Here is a 15,899-nt window from a genome sequence, read left to right on the forward strand (position 1 = left end):
GATCATTGAATTCCTAAAATATTTTTTACAGTTGCAGGCATATCCGGCGCGTCCACTACGCGGTCATGAATAACCGGCGCCGTGCGGATCTCCTCCACAGCCTTTGGCAGTGGCACTCCGGAAAGCTCTGACAGTGCATCTGCCAGCCCGAAATCATCCAGATCCTCATGTCCCTCTGCAATGGCATCCATCACACTTCTCGTAAATTTATAGGGGCTTGCAGTGGATGCGATCACTGTCGGTGTGGTATCCTCTGTTTCCTTTAAGTATTTCTTATAGACTCCCGCTGCTACTGCTGTATGGGTGTCAATGACATAATGACTGTCTGCAAACACCTCGCGGATCGTATCTTTTGTCTCTTCTTCGCTGCAGAAATTGCCATAGAAGTCCGTCAGCTTTTCTTTCATCTCTTCTGTAATGGTATATTCCCCGCCCTGGCTTAAGGACTGCATCAGCTCTGCGCATTTTTCGGCATTTTCCCCTGTAATGCGGTAGATCAGACGCTCCAGATTGCTGGAAATAAGAATGTCCATAGAAGGAGATGTTGTGAGGATAAAATCCCTCTTTCTGTCATAGGTTCCTGTAGAGAAGAAATCATACAGAACCTTGTTTTCATTGGACGCGCAGATCAGCTTGTGAATGGGAAGCCCCATCTGCTTTGCATAAAAGGCTGCCAGAATGTTTCCGAAGTTTCCTGTGGGAACAACCACATTGATCTCCTGACCGTCATTTATTTTTCCCTGGCGCACAAGGCTGGCATAGGCGTATACATAGTACACGATCTGCGGTACCAGACGTCCGATATTGATAGAGTTTGCGGAGGAGAACTGGAAGCCTGCTTCGTCAAGCTCAGCGGCCAGTACCTTATCGTTAAACATCTTCTTTACTGCTGTCTGGGCATCGTCAAAGTTTCCGGTAATTCCCACCACAAAGGTGTTATCCCCCTTCTGGGTGACCATCTGCTTTTCCTGAATGGGGCTTACGCCGTGCTTTGGATAAAATACGATTATTTTGGTGCCCGGTACGTCCGCAAATCCTGCGAGAGCGGCCTTTCCGGTATCACCGGAGGTTGCGGTGAGAATGACGATCTCATTCTTTGCCTGATTTTTCTTTGCTGCTGTTGTCATCAGGTGAGGAAGAATGGAGAGCGCCATATCCTTAAATGCAATGGTCGCACCGTGATAAAGCTCCAAAAAGTATGCACCGTCAGCCTGATGCAAAGGAGCGATCTCTCTGGTGTCAAATTTCTCATCGTAGGCTTTGGCGATGCAGTTTTTCAGTTCTTCTTCTGTAAAATCTGTAAGAAGACGGCTCATAACCTCATAGGCAGTCTCCTGATATGTCATATTTGAAAGCTTTTCCATGGGAACATCAAGCTTCGGAATGGAGGTGGGTACAAATAATCCTCCGTCATCGGAAAGTCCTTTTAAGATTGCCTGGGAAGCAGTTACAGTCTCCCCCTTGCCTCTGGTACTCTGATACAATACCTGCATTGTGTTGTTCCTGCCTTTCTGTATATCGTCTAAAAAAGAATTTGCTAAGTGTTCACATTATACCATGGTCACTAGCACCTAACGGCTTGCATTCACTAAGTGTCCAGGTATATGTTCTCACTAACCTCATGCTGCGCCTTCGGCTCGCATTCGCTAAGTGTTCACATTATATCACACGCTTTAGCAAAATACCACATAAAAATCCCGCCTTTTTCGCCGGGGAATACAGCAAAAGTCACTATTCGCAGCAAAATGCCGCACCGGATTTCTCCGTGCGGCATTTTGAACCCCTTATTCCAAGATGTCATTTTTTAACCATCTGGACAACATTATCGTCAGCTTCTATGCCTGTATTTTTTTCGGCATCAGAAGACTCTTTGCTGTTTTCATCCGGGTAAGTATAGAAGTCGTGAACACCGTATTTAAACAGCTTCTTCAGCTCCTTATCAAACCACGCTACGTTCTTTTTATCTGCTGCATCCTTCTGTACGAAGAAAAGCGCTCCCTGGGAATAATCCACTCCCTCAAGGGCCTGCTTCACAGCCTCTCTCGTTTCATCAGAAACCGTTACTTCATTGATGCGGCCGTCATAAGTCGGGGAGAACTGGGGGACACCACAATCATACTCCCATACCACATCAGTCACGGTATCAGGGAATTCATCACTTTCTACACGGTTCATGATCACATTTGCCACCAATACCCTGCCTTTGATATCTTCACCTCCGGCTTCTGCCTCCACAATGCGAAGCAGCGTGTCATAGTCTGAATCAGACATCAGTTTCGGGTTCTTAGCCATGGTAATAGCTGCGGCGTCAAAGCTGTTTACCGAATTTTTCATGGAGGAGCTTACATTTAAATCCTCTGCGCTGCCCTCTACCTTTTTTACCCTCTGACCTACCATAACCCTTTCGCAGGAGGTACCGATTCGTTTTACCGAGGAGCCCACAGAAGGTGTTTCTGCAACACCTGTCACAACGCCTGCAATTCCGGTGGGCAGATAATTCTCTTTTACAGCCAGATCATCATAGGCTACTGATGACCAGCCGCTCTCCGTTTCCGCAGCGGCAAATACCTGATTTTTCCCATCCTTTCCGGCTACCTTTGGCACAACTGCGATGGTCACAGCCACGGCAGCACAGGCAGTAAGCACTACGAAATTATGGACAAGATCACTTCTTTCCGGCTTATCTTCTTTGCAGTTTTCTTTGTGTTTTGTTACATTTTGTAATCTCTTCTTAATCTTCATACTCTTTATTCCTTGCGTTAATATTATGTTTTCTTTTCTTAAGTTCTTTATTTCGTAATATTTTTGTAACGCATGAGAAAATTATATTTAATATGAGCCAATCTGTCAAGCTATTTTTATACATTTGTTCCATATTTTTCCATAATAGGTCAAAAAATAAAGAAGACAACCAAATATACTCTTAATATTTTAGAAAGATTCCCTTCATCTTTCTAAAATATAAGTGTATTCTTGTATGTCCCCTTTTTAATTCTCCCCGATCTGACAAGGCTTCTGCCTTGCTCTTTTCTATATTCTGATTATAGTCAGATGTTATTGTTTCGTCAAGTTTTTTCCATTGACCCTTTCCGAGCAGTTACGACGTAAAAAAGCACCAAAAGCGAATGCTTTTGGTGCTTGCTGTCGTCAGCTGGTGAATTGTCAACGATTATTAATAGCTGTCACAAGCGCGTCAATGGATGCGCGGATAATATCCGGGTCTACGCCTGCGCCCCATGCCATAGTTCCGTCCGGTTTCTTGATTCCCACATAGGCAATAGCTTTGGAACTGGAGCTGCGTTCCAGTGCATGTTCCTGGTAAACCTCCAGGGAATACTTCAGCTCGTATGCTTTCTTTAACGCATTGCTTACTGCATCCAGACGTCCGTTTCCTTTTGCCTCGGTAACAATTGTTTTTCCGCGGAAAGTGGAGGTCACCTGCGTCGTAATACCGCCTTCCTTCTGCTGGAAGTGAACCTCGCTGATGCTGTAAGGATCCACCACATTTTCAAAGGTCTGCTTAAACAGGCTGAATATTTCATCCGGATGCAGCTCTTTGTGAAGGTGATCGGAAAGTGCCTTGGCGGTATAGCCCATAGCCTCGCGCATTTTTGGCGGAAGGTTCAAACCGTACTTTGTTTCCAGAATGTATCCTACGCCGCCCTTTCCTGACTGGCTGTTAATACGGATGACATCCGCATCGTAATTTCTCCCTACATCAGTAGGATCAATAGGCAGATATGGTACGGTCCAGTGGTTAGGATCTTTTTCCTCAATCCAATGCATTCCCTTTGCGATAGCATCCTGATGAGAGCCGGAAAAAGCAGCAAATACAAGAGCACCGCTATATGGGCTTCTCTCGTTAATGTGCATTCCAGTGCACTGCTCATAAACCTCGCATACGTGAGGCATATCGGAAAAATCAAGCTTCGGATCAACGCCCTGGGAATACATATTCATGGCCAGTGTAACTATATCTACATTTCCGGTACGCTCTCCATTTCCGAAAAGTGTTCCTTCGATTCTGTCTGCACCTGCCAGAATACCCATTTCCGTATCTGCAACACCGCAGCCGCGGTCATTGTGCGGATGGAGGGAAACGATTACGTTTTCACGATATTTTAAGTGCTTGCACATATACTCGATCTGGCTTGCGTATACATGCGGCATAGCAAGCTGAACGGTTACAGGAAGGTTGATAATGCACTTATTATCCGGGGTTGGCTTCCATACGTCCAGAACGGCATTGCACACCTCCAGAGCATATTCCGGTTCTGTTCCGGTAAAGCTTTCCGGACTGTATTCAAACTGGAAATTACCTTCCGTTTCCTCTGCAAGCTCTTTTAATAATTTAGCCCCGTCCACAGCAATCTGCAGGATCTCTTCCTTTGATTTTTTGAACACCTGCTCACGCTGGGCAACAGAAGTGGAATTGTAAACATGGACGATGGCCTTTGGCGCACCTTTTACAGCCTCGAAAGTTTTACGGATAATATGCTCTCTTGCCTGGGTAAGTACCTGAATCGTCACATCCTCCGGAATCAGATTTCTGTCTATCAGGGTTCGAAGGAAAGTGTATTCCGTCTCAGAAGCAGCCGGGAATCCCACCTCAATCTCTTTGAATCCGATTTCCACCAGAAGCTTAAAGAAGTCTACCTTCTGCTCCAGACTCATTGGAATGACAAGGGCCTGATTGCCGTCACGAAGGTCCACGGAACACCATGCCGGAGCTTTATCTACATAGTCTTTTTCTGCCCAATCCATACATCTTTCCGGCGGCAGATAATATTGTCTTTTGTACTTGCTTGCGTTCATCATCGCTTTCATTCCTCCATTTTTATAATTGTAATATAGCATATTAACTGCAGGACTTTTATGCAAAAAAAATCTTCCGGCTCTGCATTTCTGCTAGAGACGAAAGACGAAAATTCAAGTCCTACGCGGTACCACTCTGATTTTATGAACGGATTCATACGCTTATGGGATACGGAATGATATACATCCTTATATCCTCTCCATGTAACGGTGGACACCGTCTGCGCCTACTCTCCATAATCAGATTTTGGGCAGATGCTCCGAGGCGAGTTCCACAATTTCCTTCCACTGCTTTCCACCAGCCAGCAGTTCTCTGTGCTCCAGTCCCTGTGTACTATTCCTCATCACAGCATTTTCCATATGCTTAATGTGTTAATACATTATCATGTTTTTGGGGATTTGTCAATGGATTTTTTGAACTCCGGCGGCCTTAGTTCCGTGAATTATACGCCAATGCCGGACGGAATGGAGACAGCCTGCTGCCCCATAACCCATTTTCGATTACATCCCGAGTTCCCAGAAATGTTATTTAAAACAACATTATTTGTCTTGGTGTATAAAGTTCCGAAAAACCTTTTACATTTTTATTGACCTTTTTCTTGTATTGTGATAGTATTTCAGGGAAAAATCACAAATAAAGTATCCGTTATAAGATGCCGTTTAAAACAACATTTCCAAGAAAGGTGTATAAAATGTGAATTCTTCGTGTGCTTCGCACTAAAACAAAAGCGAAGCAGGAAAAACTTGCCAAATTCATTGATTTTACGCGCTTTCTGCTTGATTTTTTCTTGGAAATGTGGTACTGTTTTAGTGTGAATATCACACTAAAAGGAGGCCCACATGTACTACAGTTTTACGGTGCCGATTCCCAAAGTACAGGGGAAAATCACCCGGATGAAAAAAGGAAATCTCACATACATTCAGTTTGAAACCGGTCGCACGTATTACCCGGAAAAGAAATACACGATCCCTGTGCGGGTCAGCATCGGAAAACTTGATCCGAACCATCCGGAAATGATGTACCCAAATGAAAAGTTTTCTGACATCTTTCCTGACTCGCCTATGCCGGAGGAACGCCCTGAAGCTTATCGGAGCTGCGCCCTCCGAATCGGATCATATATTGTGATCCAAAAAGTATTGAAAGAGTACAAACTTCCCGGAATGCTCGAAAAACATCTCGGTCAAGACTATGGGCTTTTCCTTGATCTAGTCTCATTCATGATCGTTGATGAAGAGAATGTTGGCCTTCATTATCCTGATTTTGCTTTCTGCCATCCGCTCTTTTCGGAAAACATGAAGATTTACAGTGATGTCAAGGTCAGCCGGATGCTAAACTCCATCAGCAAAGACCAGATCATTGGTTTCCTGAATGATTGGAATAAAGGCAGGGACCATAAGCAGCAGATATATATTTCCTATGATTCGACGAACAAAAACTGCCAGGCAGGAGATGTCGATCTCGTCGAGTTTGGGCACCCCAAGGATAACAAGGGACTCCCTGTATTCAATGTTTCGCTGGTTTTTGATAAATCCAATCGGGTCCCCCTGCTGTATGAGGAATATCCGGGATCTATAACGGATGTATCCCAATTCACCTATATGGTAGATAAAGTCCTGGATTACGGATACAAACGCATCGGTTTCATCCTGGACAGGGGCTACTTCAGCAAGGAAAATATCCGTTACATGGAGGAAAACAATTTCTCCTTCATTATGATGATTAAGGGAAGGAAGGAACTGGTAGCTTCACTGGTGGAAAAGCATCGCAACACATTTGAGACGCAAAGGAGCTGCTCGATCCGTTCCTACAGAGTCTACGGAAAAACGGTGCAGGCCAGACTATATGAGGATGACACCAGAGAAAGGTATATTCATATATATTTCAATCCTTCCAGGCAGGCAGCGGAACGTGAGGTTTTCGAGCAGCAGATTGAAAAGTACCGTCTCTTTCTTGAGAAACACATTGATACGGAAACGAAGTTCTCCAAAACTTACCACGACTACTTCAACATCCAGTACAATAAAAAAGGTGTTCTGATTTCGGTCAGCGAAAAGGAAGATGTCATTGAACGCCAGCTCAGGCTGTGCGGGTACTTCTGTATCGTTACATCCGAGAAAATGACGGCATCTGCCGCATTGATCCAGTACAAAGGGCGCGATATTTCAGAGAAGTTGTTCCGGTCTGACAAAACATTTCTTGGTTCAGGCAGCATGCGGACTCATACGGCGGAAGCGCTTTCTGCAAAAATTTTCGTAGAATTTGTCGCCCTGATTGTCCGAAACCGTATCTACAACCTTCTTAAAGAAACAATGCTGCGGCTTCAGACAAAAACGAACTATATGAATGTACCAAAGGCGATACGTGAACTGGAGAAAATCGAGATGGTCCGCCGAAACAACGGTTACTACCGGCTGGATCATGCGGTGACAAAGAAGCAGAAAACAATCCTCAGTTCCTTTGGGTTGGCGGACACAGACGTATTCCATTCAGCAGCTGAAATCAGCAGGCTTTTAGGAAACAATCAATCCCTTTTACCAGATACGGATGAAGAGAATGAGTCATTTGAAAACAAGGAGGACGATTTCTATGGCGAGGACGAAATCGATATCTGCGATTGAAGCAGAACTCAAAAAAGCTGAAGACGATCTCAAAAAGGCCCAGGAAAAAGTGGATATCCTTTCGGATCGGGTTCTAAAGTTGCAACAACAAAAGCAGGAATACGAAAGCAGGCAAATCATCGATGCCTATAAAAAGAGCGGCAAAACACTGGATGAGTTGCTTACGTTTCTGGATGTCTGAAGGCTACATCAGGCAATCAAGTGTCGTTTAGTGTGAAAAACATGAAGAATTCACATAAAATGAAAAAACTATCCGTCGAAAAGCTGGCAGAAACCGTCAGCAGGCAGAGAAAAGCAAAACACATTACCCAGGCTCAACTGGCAGAAGCAACCGGTATCCACAGAACCATGATCGGCAGAATCGAAAAAAAGGATTATGTGCCTTCTGTGGACCAGCTTCAGAAGCTTGGAGAAATATTAGACTTCGAAGTGGTAAATCTGTTCGAGGAGGAAAAGAATAAGGAATCGAAACCTGCGACATTGAATAGGAAATATAAGATTGCTGTAGCCGGAACCGGATACGTAGGCCTGTCAATCGCTACACTCCTGGCCCAGCACAATCATGTGACTGCGGTGGATATTATCCCGGAAAAGGTTGACCTTATTAATAACAGAAAGTCTCCCATCCAGGATGAATATATCGAAAAATACCTGGCAGAGAGAGAGCTTGACCTTACCGCTACTCTCGATGGTGAATCCGCATATAAGGATGCTGAATTTGTGATCATTGCAGCTCCCACCAACTATGACAGCAAGCTGAATTTCTTTGACTGCTCTGCCGTAGAAGCAGTCATTGAACTGGTCCTGAAAACGAACCCCAACGCCATAATGGTCATCAAGTCCACGATCCCTGTAGGCTATACAAAATCTGTCCGCCAGAAATACAATACATCCCGGATCATCTTCAGCCCAGAATTTCTCCGTGAGTCCAAGGCACTTTATGATAACCTTTATCCCTCCCGCATCATTGTAGGCTGCGATGAAGGCACAAAGGAAGCCGCACATGTTTTTGCCTCCCTTCTTCAGCAGGGAGCTGTTAAGGAAAACATTGACACGCTGTTCATGGGATTCACAGAGGCGGAAGCTGTTAAGCTGTTTGCAAATACTTATCTGGCTCTGCGGGTGTCATACTTCAATGAGCTGGATACTTATGCCGAGTCCAAAGGCCTGAATACCCAGGAGATCATCAACGGAGTCTGCCTTGATCCCCGTATCGGCACCCACTATAACAATCCTTCCTTTGGTTATGGCGGGTACTGCCTGCCGAAAGATACCAAGCAGCTGCTCGCAAACTTCCAGCACGTACCGCAGAATATGATGTCCGCCATCGTAGAGTCCAACAGGACCAGGAAGGATTTCATTGCGGACCGCGTTTTGGACATTGCGGGTTATTACTCTTATTCGGAAGGTAATTATGATGTTTCAAGAGAAAAAGAATGTATTATCGGTGTGTACCGAATGACTATGAAGAGTAATTCGGATAACTTCCGTCAGTCTTCTATTCAGGGTGTCATGAAGAGGATTAAGGCTAAGGGGGCTACGGTCGTGATCTATGAGCCTACACTTCCCGCCAACTCAACATTTTTTGGAAGTCGGGTTATTGGAGATTTGGATGAATTTAAACGGGTATCTCATGCTATTATCGCAAATCGGTATGATAGTTGTCTGGATGATGTGAAGGATAAGGTTTATACCAGGGATCTGTTTCGGAGAGATTAGAGGGTGGAAATCCCTCTGGCAATCACCGGTTGATTGTTCAGAGGGATTTTTGCTCTTGCGTATCTTATTTGGTACAGAGAGATTTGCGGTAATTCTATTTTGCGGTTACCTTCACCAGATATCAGAACAATCAGAACCGTTATTTATACAATGTTCGTCATCAAATAACAAAACGCATTATTCTGTGATGTTCCTCTGCTGCAATCTTGCTACACGATATATTTTATCCAGAAGATAAATCTCATCAACAGATTGCTGATCAAATTTTCTTTTTTCTGTCTTCTCCATTTTCCATTTTAAATTACGTTTATCCTTATATTCTTTGATTGGTTTTCGTTGAGATAACATGCTTTGTAATATATCAAAAACATTTGCAGCAATCGAGGCTCTGTCACTCATTGGCACAAAGCTCATACCCGTCATGATCATATCTGTTACAGAATTACGGTCTGGCTGTTTTGAAATCTCAAGCAAAAGATGATTATACTCCCTGATTTTTTCATTCTGCTTCTCAAGCGGCAGTTTTGCAATTCCATCCAGAATCCTCCCAAACAGCAATGGCGTATTCCATTCATCTGCGCTATTCGCCACATCATGTACAGAAAGGCTTTTCTCACACTCAAATAACTCCAAAAGTTCCATCCCCTTAATATCTCTTGCCTGCTGTATAAAAGAAATCTGATCCTTTCCGTACCAATACATACTCAGCAGTTTGTCCATTATATCTACCATCTGAAAATCCGAATTAAGATAATCATTAGAGCCATTCTGCCATTGAATCGGAAAATACGTTGCATTGATCGCCATTGCAAGATGAATCTGTTCAGCGCCTGATAAAACACAGAGATCCAGCCAAGCTTTTTTCTCATTGTCCAACTTCGTATCTAATGCCGATGAGATAAGGGTGTTAACACCATATGCAGATAATGAAAACAACCCATCTGTATTCAAATAACGGAAGCTCTGCGCTTTTGCCCGAAGAGGAAAACTTATCACATCAGCCATATGCAGCAACTTTTTATCTCCTGCACCACGACCTTGACGATACAATTCCCTCGACATTTTATACACTTCCGGATAATTTTGTATATATCTCTTTTCAAGTTCAGATAAATACGACGCCACAAGGACATTAACCCCGCGTCTTCCTATTACACCCAATGGATTAGCGCTATAAGCTTCATTCAGCAGTTTTTTATCATATCTGCTCTCCAGATTGGTCAGTACAAGCACTACCTTTCCCATATCAATCAATTCCACAAGTTCTTTCTTTGTCATCCTCTGATACTGAAGGAAACGATCCAGGTGATTTTCCAGCGGCATACCGATATAAACTGTTTCATACAAAAACAGAGCTTTGCGAATATCAAAATTACTTTGCAAAGAGCAGTCCATAAAACAGTTTTTCTGTTCTGCCCTATAAAATGGTATCTCCGCTCTCGTTATGCGATTTTCATAAATGGCTTCCGCATTTGAAAACCAATAATCCGCTTCCACTGCAGAACAGTTCAGATCTTTATGATAACCCAGTCCCCGAACCTCAAGCATTCGAAGCAATGGATCATGTTTCTCTGAAACTTGCTCCTTCTCTACCCTTTTATCTATACTTTCCCGATCATTTTTGCTGATACAAATGGAATCTGCCCCAAGGACAGGGCATAAAAACTTTTTCATCTCCCTGATTTTTTCATCTGTTGTGTCACTTCCCACTGTAATATCAATAGAATAGTTCATTCCCGTATGATGTATAATACGCACAATCTCTACATCACAAAATTTTGCTTCCACCAGTCCCCTTACTTCTGTCTCCGTATCAACCGAAGCACGAAATTCATCTACAGGATTTTCAAATGAAATTGGCAGGAGTTTCTTTTCAAAATTTACCGGCGCACTCTCTGATAATTTAACAGGAGAAGCTATATGCCGGATTTCATTGTTGAATTCTTCAGACAATTTGGCAAAATCCCCCTGGAATTCCATACAGTGAATCACATACTCAACGGGATTAATTTTGTAAATAGCCGTCTCCAGCTCCGGGTATGCACACCGCAATGCCAGATCCGTTCTTCGTATCTCGTTTTCGCAATTGTACATAAGTCATCCTCCTGCGTCAATTATACTATCTCAAATTCTAATTTGTGGTAACACAAAAAGACCACCCCAAAAACAGGCCAGCCTCCTCAATCTTCTTTAAACCCTTACGCCACCCCAGCTACATTCATACTATTTCTCGGGTGCATTTCCTTTAAAATCTCAGCCTGTTTTTTAGCTGCTATATGTATATAGATCTGAGTTGTTCTTATAGAACTGTGTCCTAATATCTGCTGAACGCAGCTTACATCCACACCTTCTTCTATTAAATAGGTTGCAAAGGAATGCCTGAACATGTGAGGTGTTATATTTCTATCAATACCCGCTAATTTTGTATATTTCTTCAGCATTAGCCGAATCGATTGTTCCGTATATCTATCGCCTCTACTGTTTACAAAGAAAAATCCACTTTTCTTAATTGCAGTCTCATTTTCTTCATAGTATTTCTTTAGAATTGCCAGGATTGAAGAATTACCAATCTGAATATACCTTTCTCTTCCGCCTTTTCCCATGATTCTTACCAAGCCAGAATGTAGATTAACGCTATCCTCACGTATATTCGAAATTTCATATACCCTGGCTCCTGTTGCAAAAAATACCTCCACGACAGCCACATCCCGCAACTGGTATCGCTCCATACGCCCACTATCTTTTCCCAGGCATCCGTACATGTAATTTAATAGCTGTTCAATTTCTTCCCTCGGAATAATCCTTGGAAGTGTTATGACTTCCTTAAATTTAACTTTTATTTTTCTAAAAGGATTATCTTCAATGATTTCTTCCTCTTCCAGATAATTGTAATATGCTTTTATGGAAGCTATTTTTCGTTTTACTGTCTTTTGTTTATATGTTTTATGCAACTCTGTAATGTACTTTTCTATTCTTTCTTTATCCGGCTCACCATCAGCAATGAAATCAAAAAATTGCCGCAAATCAATGCGATATGCTTTCAACGTCTTCTTGTTAAGCTCCTTTCGGTATTCACAATACTCCAAATATGGCTTTACTCTGTCTTTGAGTCTCATATTATAACCTCCTCCTTTTTGTATCATACTACCATTTTTGATACTATTTGCAATATGGAGGGGTTGTAGTCTGACTAACACATTTATTTTTATGATTGTGAACACCAGTTTTTGTTTGAAACAATCAGTGAATATTTTCCTGTACCGCATATCAGACTATTAGCTTTCATATCCACTCCCTTCTTACAGATCACAATACTTTCTATTGCCTCATGGGTTGCTTCTGAATAAAGCTCTGCATTATACGCTTTGAACCCCATCATATTGAGAGTCGGATTCAGATAAATCAAATCATTTGTAATGTATATGTATCCCACTAATATCATCAAAAAGAAAAGCACAAAAATATCTACGATTTCATTCAACGTCAACCCAAGACAGGATAACAGGTATATGGAAATATAATTGAAATAATTGTTACTTGTCTCATCCTTAACTTTCACGACTCGGTAACATTTTTCATTCTTAGTAGCTTTCATTTTCCTTTTTAAATAAACAAACGAAAAAAAGCTTAATCCCAATAGGAGCAATATTGCCCAGTCATTTACTTCATCAAAGAAGGCCGCATTTCTAAATTTTTCAATAAAATTTAGAAATCTTCCACCTTCTGTACATCGTTCAAGTATATTTTTTATTACCAGCAACACATAAAGAGGTATATAAGAAGATATAAACAAGATTACTTTGTGCATTTTATTCTCACCCTATTTCATATTTTTCTATTGCCTTTGCCAACATCTTATTCTCTGTCAAAGCGCTTATTACATAATGATCTAATAGAAGATTCAATATCTCGGCAGCATCCTCCGGTTTGTTATAGACAATTTTCCCATCGCCAGTCAACTCAACCTGAAGTCCATAGTCCGCCTTTATTTTTCCTAACTTCGCCTTATGTGTTGCCAGATTACCAAATCCTTTTCCCAATATTGCCTTAGTCAGACGCGGCATGTATCGTCCGTCACGTTTACATAGATCAATGAAATCCTGTGCGCTTGTTATCATGTCCATATTAACGATCGCACTCTGATTATCCTCAATCACCTTAAGAAACGCATCTTTATAATCAAACATAGAGTTGAATTTATTGCGATTTAAAATATAGTAATAATCATCTGTGAGAAACGCTTCCACGTTGCTTCCAATTGTCAATATTTTATCCGTTAATGGCTTAAATTCTTTTCCATTAAAAGAGAACATAACTGATTTTGTTTTCATGGCTGCCGTCTTCCTCACATGGTTTTTAAACAAAAGCAGCCTTTTGTCTTCCTGAGGTATATACAATTGAATTACTACAAAATTCAGTTTGTCAAAATCTACATCTTGATTTAACGTATTCTGGTCATCTAACTGCTCTGTAAGACTTCCAAGTATGGCATCTGAGTGTATGACGCTTTCTTTCTGCACATATTGGACTGTGTCATCCCTGGACATCTCCAGATCATAGGGTTCCATAGCATATGTGTCCAGTACACGACTTATATTTTCCAGGCTCCCAATGATCATTTCCTTTACACTCTGTTTACTGCATTCCATCATATAAGTTTTGTAGGTTCTTTGCTTTGAAGATGTTTTTCTCACAAACATGATATCAACCTGCGTTTTGTCATATTTGTCGGCAAAGACTTCAATTCTGTTCTTCAATTCTTCTTTTGATAATCCTGTGGATTGCTGCTTCATCTTTTCGTGCTCCTCTTTTGTGTGTGAAATTGTAGCGGGCGGTTGTAATTTTCTTTATCCAGTATATCACAAAAATTGTTGGTTGAAAGCAGTGCATTATTCGGTAGTAGTTTTGTAGGGTAAGGATGGATAATTAGCAGTTATCTATGAAGGAGGCAGACTAACTTATGAAAGATATATATGCATTGGGGATTCATATTGGACATGATCGTTGTGCTGCACTAGTAAAAAACGGAGAATTGCAGGCATCTTTAGCGCAAGAAAGAATAGACCGCATAAAGCATTCTGACTCTTCGGAGATACCATATCAAGCAATAGATGCTATACTTGACTATTGCCAGATTACTGTGGATATGATTGATTATGTTGCGTTTACTTTTTCTTCGGTAAACGCATATGAATTAAAGCAGTATTACTTTGAAGAACTAACTTCTCACTATCCAAAGGGTTCTTTTGAAGTGATACCGGTTTCGCATCATTTGGCACATGCGGAATCAGCATTTTGTACATCAGATTTTACGAAAGCTTTAATTTTGGTTGCAGATGGTGGTGGTGACAACCATGGTTTGATGACAGAAGCAGAAAGTTTGTATATGGGGGTCAATAATTCTGTATATCCATTAGAAGCACGGTATCAAATACCACCTATAAATACAATTAATAAAAAACAAAGTTATATTTACCCTTTTATGAACAAAGAACTTTTACATAACCCTATTAGTATAGGCCGAAAATATGAGCAGATTACTTATATGTTGGGATTCAAATGGGGACAATGTGGAAAAACTATGGGGCTAGCTTCCTATGGAAAATCAATACAAGATTATTCACATTTACAAATAGATTCTTTTAATTTTGATTTACAATTTGGAACCTTAATTCAAGAAATTTATGCAAGATACCTGGAGTCAGGACTTAGATACTATGAATTTCTCCACAATGAAGCTGCTAATATCGCTAAAACTGTTCAGGAGTTAACAGAAGCATTACTTAGCGGGTTGATAAAGTACATTACTCAAAAATACGGAATTTATGATGTCTGTTTGTCTGGTGGAACTTTTTTGAATTGCATGTTAAATCATAAACTGTTGGAAAATATTCCCAATTTGCGGCTACATATATGTCCAGCTTCCAGTGATGACGGACAGGCGGTAGGAGCCGCTTTTCATGCTTATAAAATCAGCGGGAAAAATGTCCGTAATACGAGCAAGATTTTGCCATATTTAGGTCTTAGTTATACAAATGATAAAATTAAAGAAGAGTTGGATGCATTTAGTCTAAATTATATATACTATGATGACGATGAAGAATTGTGTAAAGTTCTGGCTCATTATATATTTGAAAATAAAATTGTTGCAATATTAAGAGGGCGTAGTGAATTTGGACCTCGTGCATTGTGTCATAGAAGTATTTTGACAAATCCTACATGGAAAGGAATGCAGGATCATCTGAACAAAGAAGTCAAGCATAGGGAATATTTTAGGCCATTTGCTCCTGTTGTAACAGAAGAAAGAGCTATGGAAATTTTTGATTTGAAACAATTATCTCCATTTATGTTACTAGCTTGCAAAGTACACAATGAATATAGGATGAAAATTCCGGCAGTTACACATGTAGATTTCACCGCAAGAGTTCAAACCGTAAACAAGGCTCAAGAACCTTTTATTCATAGACTGTTAATAGAATTCGATAAGCTTGCAGGCGTACCTGTGTTGCTTAATACTTCATTTAATGACAATGGGCAGCCAATAGTAGAATCCCCGGTCGATGCAATTCAAACATATTTAAATACTAATATTGATATTTTAGTATTAGAAAATTATATTATTAAAAAATAGAATAGGGGGAAGCTGTCACATTTGACCGCTCCCCCCTATTCTATTTAATGAATCACTACATAATAGCCAGTATAAGGATCAAGTAAAGGGTATTCATATTTGTCACCAATAAGGA

The 15,899-nt window shown here is 41.2% G+C and carries 11 protein-coding genes and 1 other annotated feature; of the genes, 4 read left to right on the top strand and 7 right to left on the bottom strand.

What is annotated here, in order from left to right; genetic code table 11:
• Nucleotides 1-2: 2 nt before the first annotated feature.
• From thrC to ACESZH_RS21025, 3 genes are all read right to left on the bottom strand, one after another.
• Nucleotides 3-1,493: a threonine synthase gene (gene thrC / locus ACESZH_RS21015; protein WP_373218887.1), complete on the bottom strand. Its 1,491-nt coding sequence runs from the start codon at nucleotides 1,491-1,493 to the stop codon at nucleotides 3-5.
• Nucleotides 1,494-1,797: 304 nt separating this feature from the next.
• Nucleotides 1,798-2,742 (bottom strand): cell wall hydrolase, encoded by a 945-nt coding sequence (locus ACESZH_RS21020; protein ID WP_373218885.1) that lies wholly within the window; start codon nucleotides 2,740-2,742, stop codon nucleotides 1,798-1,800.
• Nucleotides 2,743-3,162: 420 nt separating this feature from the next.
• On the bottom strand, nucleotides 3,163-4,818 hold the full coding sequence (locus ACESZH_RS21025; RefSeq protein ID WP_373218884.1) for a 2-isopropylmalate synthase: 1,656 nt from the start codon (nucleotides 4,816-4,818) through the stop codon (nucleotides 3,163-3,165).
• 96 nt (nucleotides 4,819-4,914) lie between these two features.
• Nucleotides 4,915-5,172 (bottom strand) — a binding site (T-box leader).
• A 483-nt stretch (nucleotides 5,173-5,655) separates the two neighbouring features.
• On the opposite strand from ACESZH_RS21025, the gene ACESZH_RS21030 reads away from it, so the two are divergent.
• From ACESZH_RS21030 to ACESZH_RS21040, 3 genes are read left to right on the top strand one after another with little or no spacing between them, the layout of a single operon-like run.
• Nucleotides 5,656-7,434, top strand: coding sequence for a transposase (locus tag ACESZH_RS21030; protein WP_373218883.1), 1,779 nt, complete (start codon nucleotides 5,656-5,658; stop codon nucleotides 7,432-7,434).
• Nucleotides 7,403-7,615 (top strand): hypothetical protein, encoded by a 213-nt coding sequence (locus ACESZH_RS21035; RefSeq protein ID WP_373218882.1) that lies wholly within the window; start codon nucleotides 7,403-7,405, stop codon nucleotides 7,613-7,615. The genes ACESZH_RS21030 and ACESZH_RS21035 overlap by 32 nt, the downstream gene beginning before the upstream one ends.
• 59 nt (nucleotides 7,616-7,674) lie before the next feature.
• Nucleotides 7,675-9,153 (top strand): nucleotide sugar dehydrogenase, encoded by a 1,479-nt coding sequence (locus ACESZH_RS21040; RefSeq protein ID WP_373218881.1) that lies wholly within the window; start codon nucleotides 7,675-7,677, stop codon nucleotides 9,151-9,153.
• Between the two features lie 177 nt (nucleotides 9,154-9,330).
• On the opposite strand, the gene ACESZH_RS21045 is transcribed toward ACESZH_RS21040, so the two are convergent.
• From ACESZH_RS21045 to ACESZH_RS21060, 4 genes are all read right to left on the bottom strand, one after another.
• On the bottom strand, nucleotides 9,331-10,941 hold the full coding sequence (locus tag ACESZH_RS21045) for a hypothetical protein (protein WP_373218879.1): 1,611 nt from the start codon (nucleotides 10,939-10,941) through the stop codon (nucleotides 9,331-9,333).
• Between the two features lie 410 nt (nucleotides 10,942-11,351).
• Nucleotides 11,352-12,269, bottom strand: coding sequence for a tyrosine-type recombinase/integrase (locus ACESZH_RS21050; protein ID WP_373218878.1), 918 nt, complete (start codon nucleotides 12,267-12,269; stop codon nucleotides 11,352-11,354).
• A gap of 89 nt (nucleotides 12,270-12,358) precedes the next feature.
• The gene (locus ACESZH_RS21055) at nucleotides 12,359-12,961 is read right to left on the bottom strand and encodes a hypothetical protein (protein ID WP_373218876.1); all 603 of its coding nucleotides are present in this window, start codon (nucleotides 12,959-12,961) and stop codon (nucleotides 12,359-12,361) included.
• A gap of 7 nt (nucleotides 12,962-12,968) precedes the next feature.
• Nucleotides 12,969-13,946 carry a Kiwa anti-phage protein KwaB-like domain-containing protein gene (locus tag ACESZH_RS21060; RefSeq protein WP_373218875.1) on the bottom strand — a complete coding sequence of 326 codons (978 nt, stop codon included), beginning with the start codon at nucleotides 13,944-13,946 and terminating at the stop codon, nucleotides 12,969-12,971.
• 167 nt (nucleotides 13,947-14,113) lie between these two features.
• Here ACESZH_RS21060 and ACESZH_RS21065 point away from each other — a divergent pair, with 167 nt between their 5' ends.
• Nucleotides 14,114-15,784 (top strand): carbamoyltransferase, encoded by a 1,671-nt coding sequence (locus ACESZH_RS21065; RefSeq protein ID WP_373219563.1) that lies wholly within the window; start codon nucleotides 14,114-14,116, stop codon nucleotides 15,782-15,784.
• Nucleotides 15,785-15,899: the final 115 nt, after the last annotated feature.

The sequence above is a fragment of the Ruminococcus sp. 5_1_39BFAA genome (assembly GCF_964240875.1).
Classification (GTDB): Bacteria; Bacillota; Clostridia; order Lachnospirales; family Lachnospiraceae; genus Blautia_A.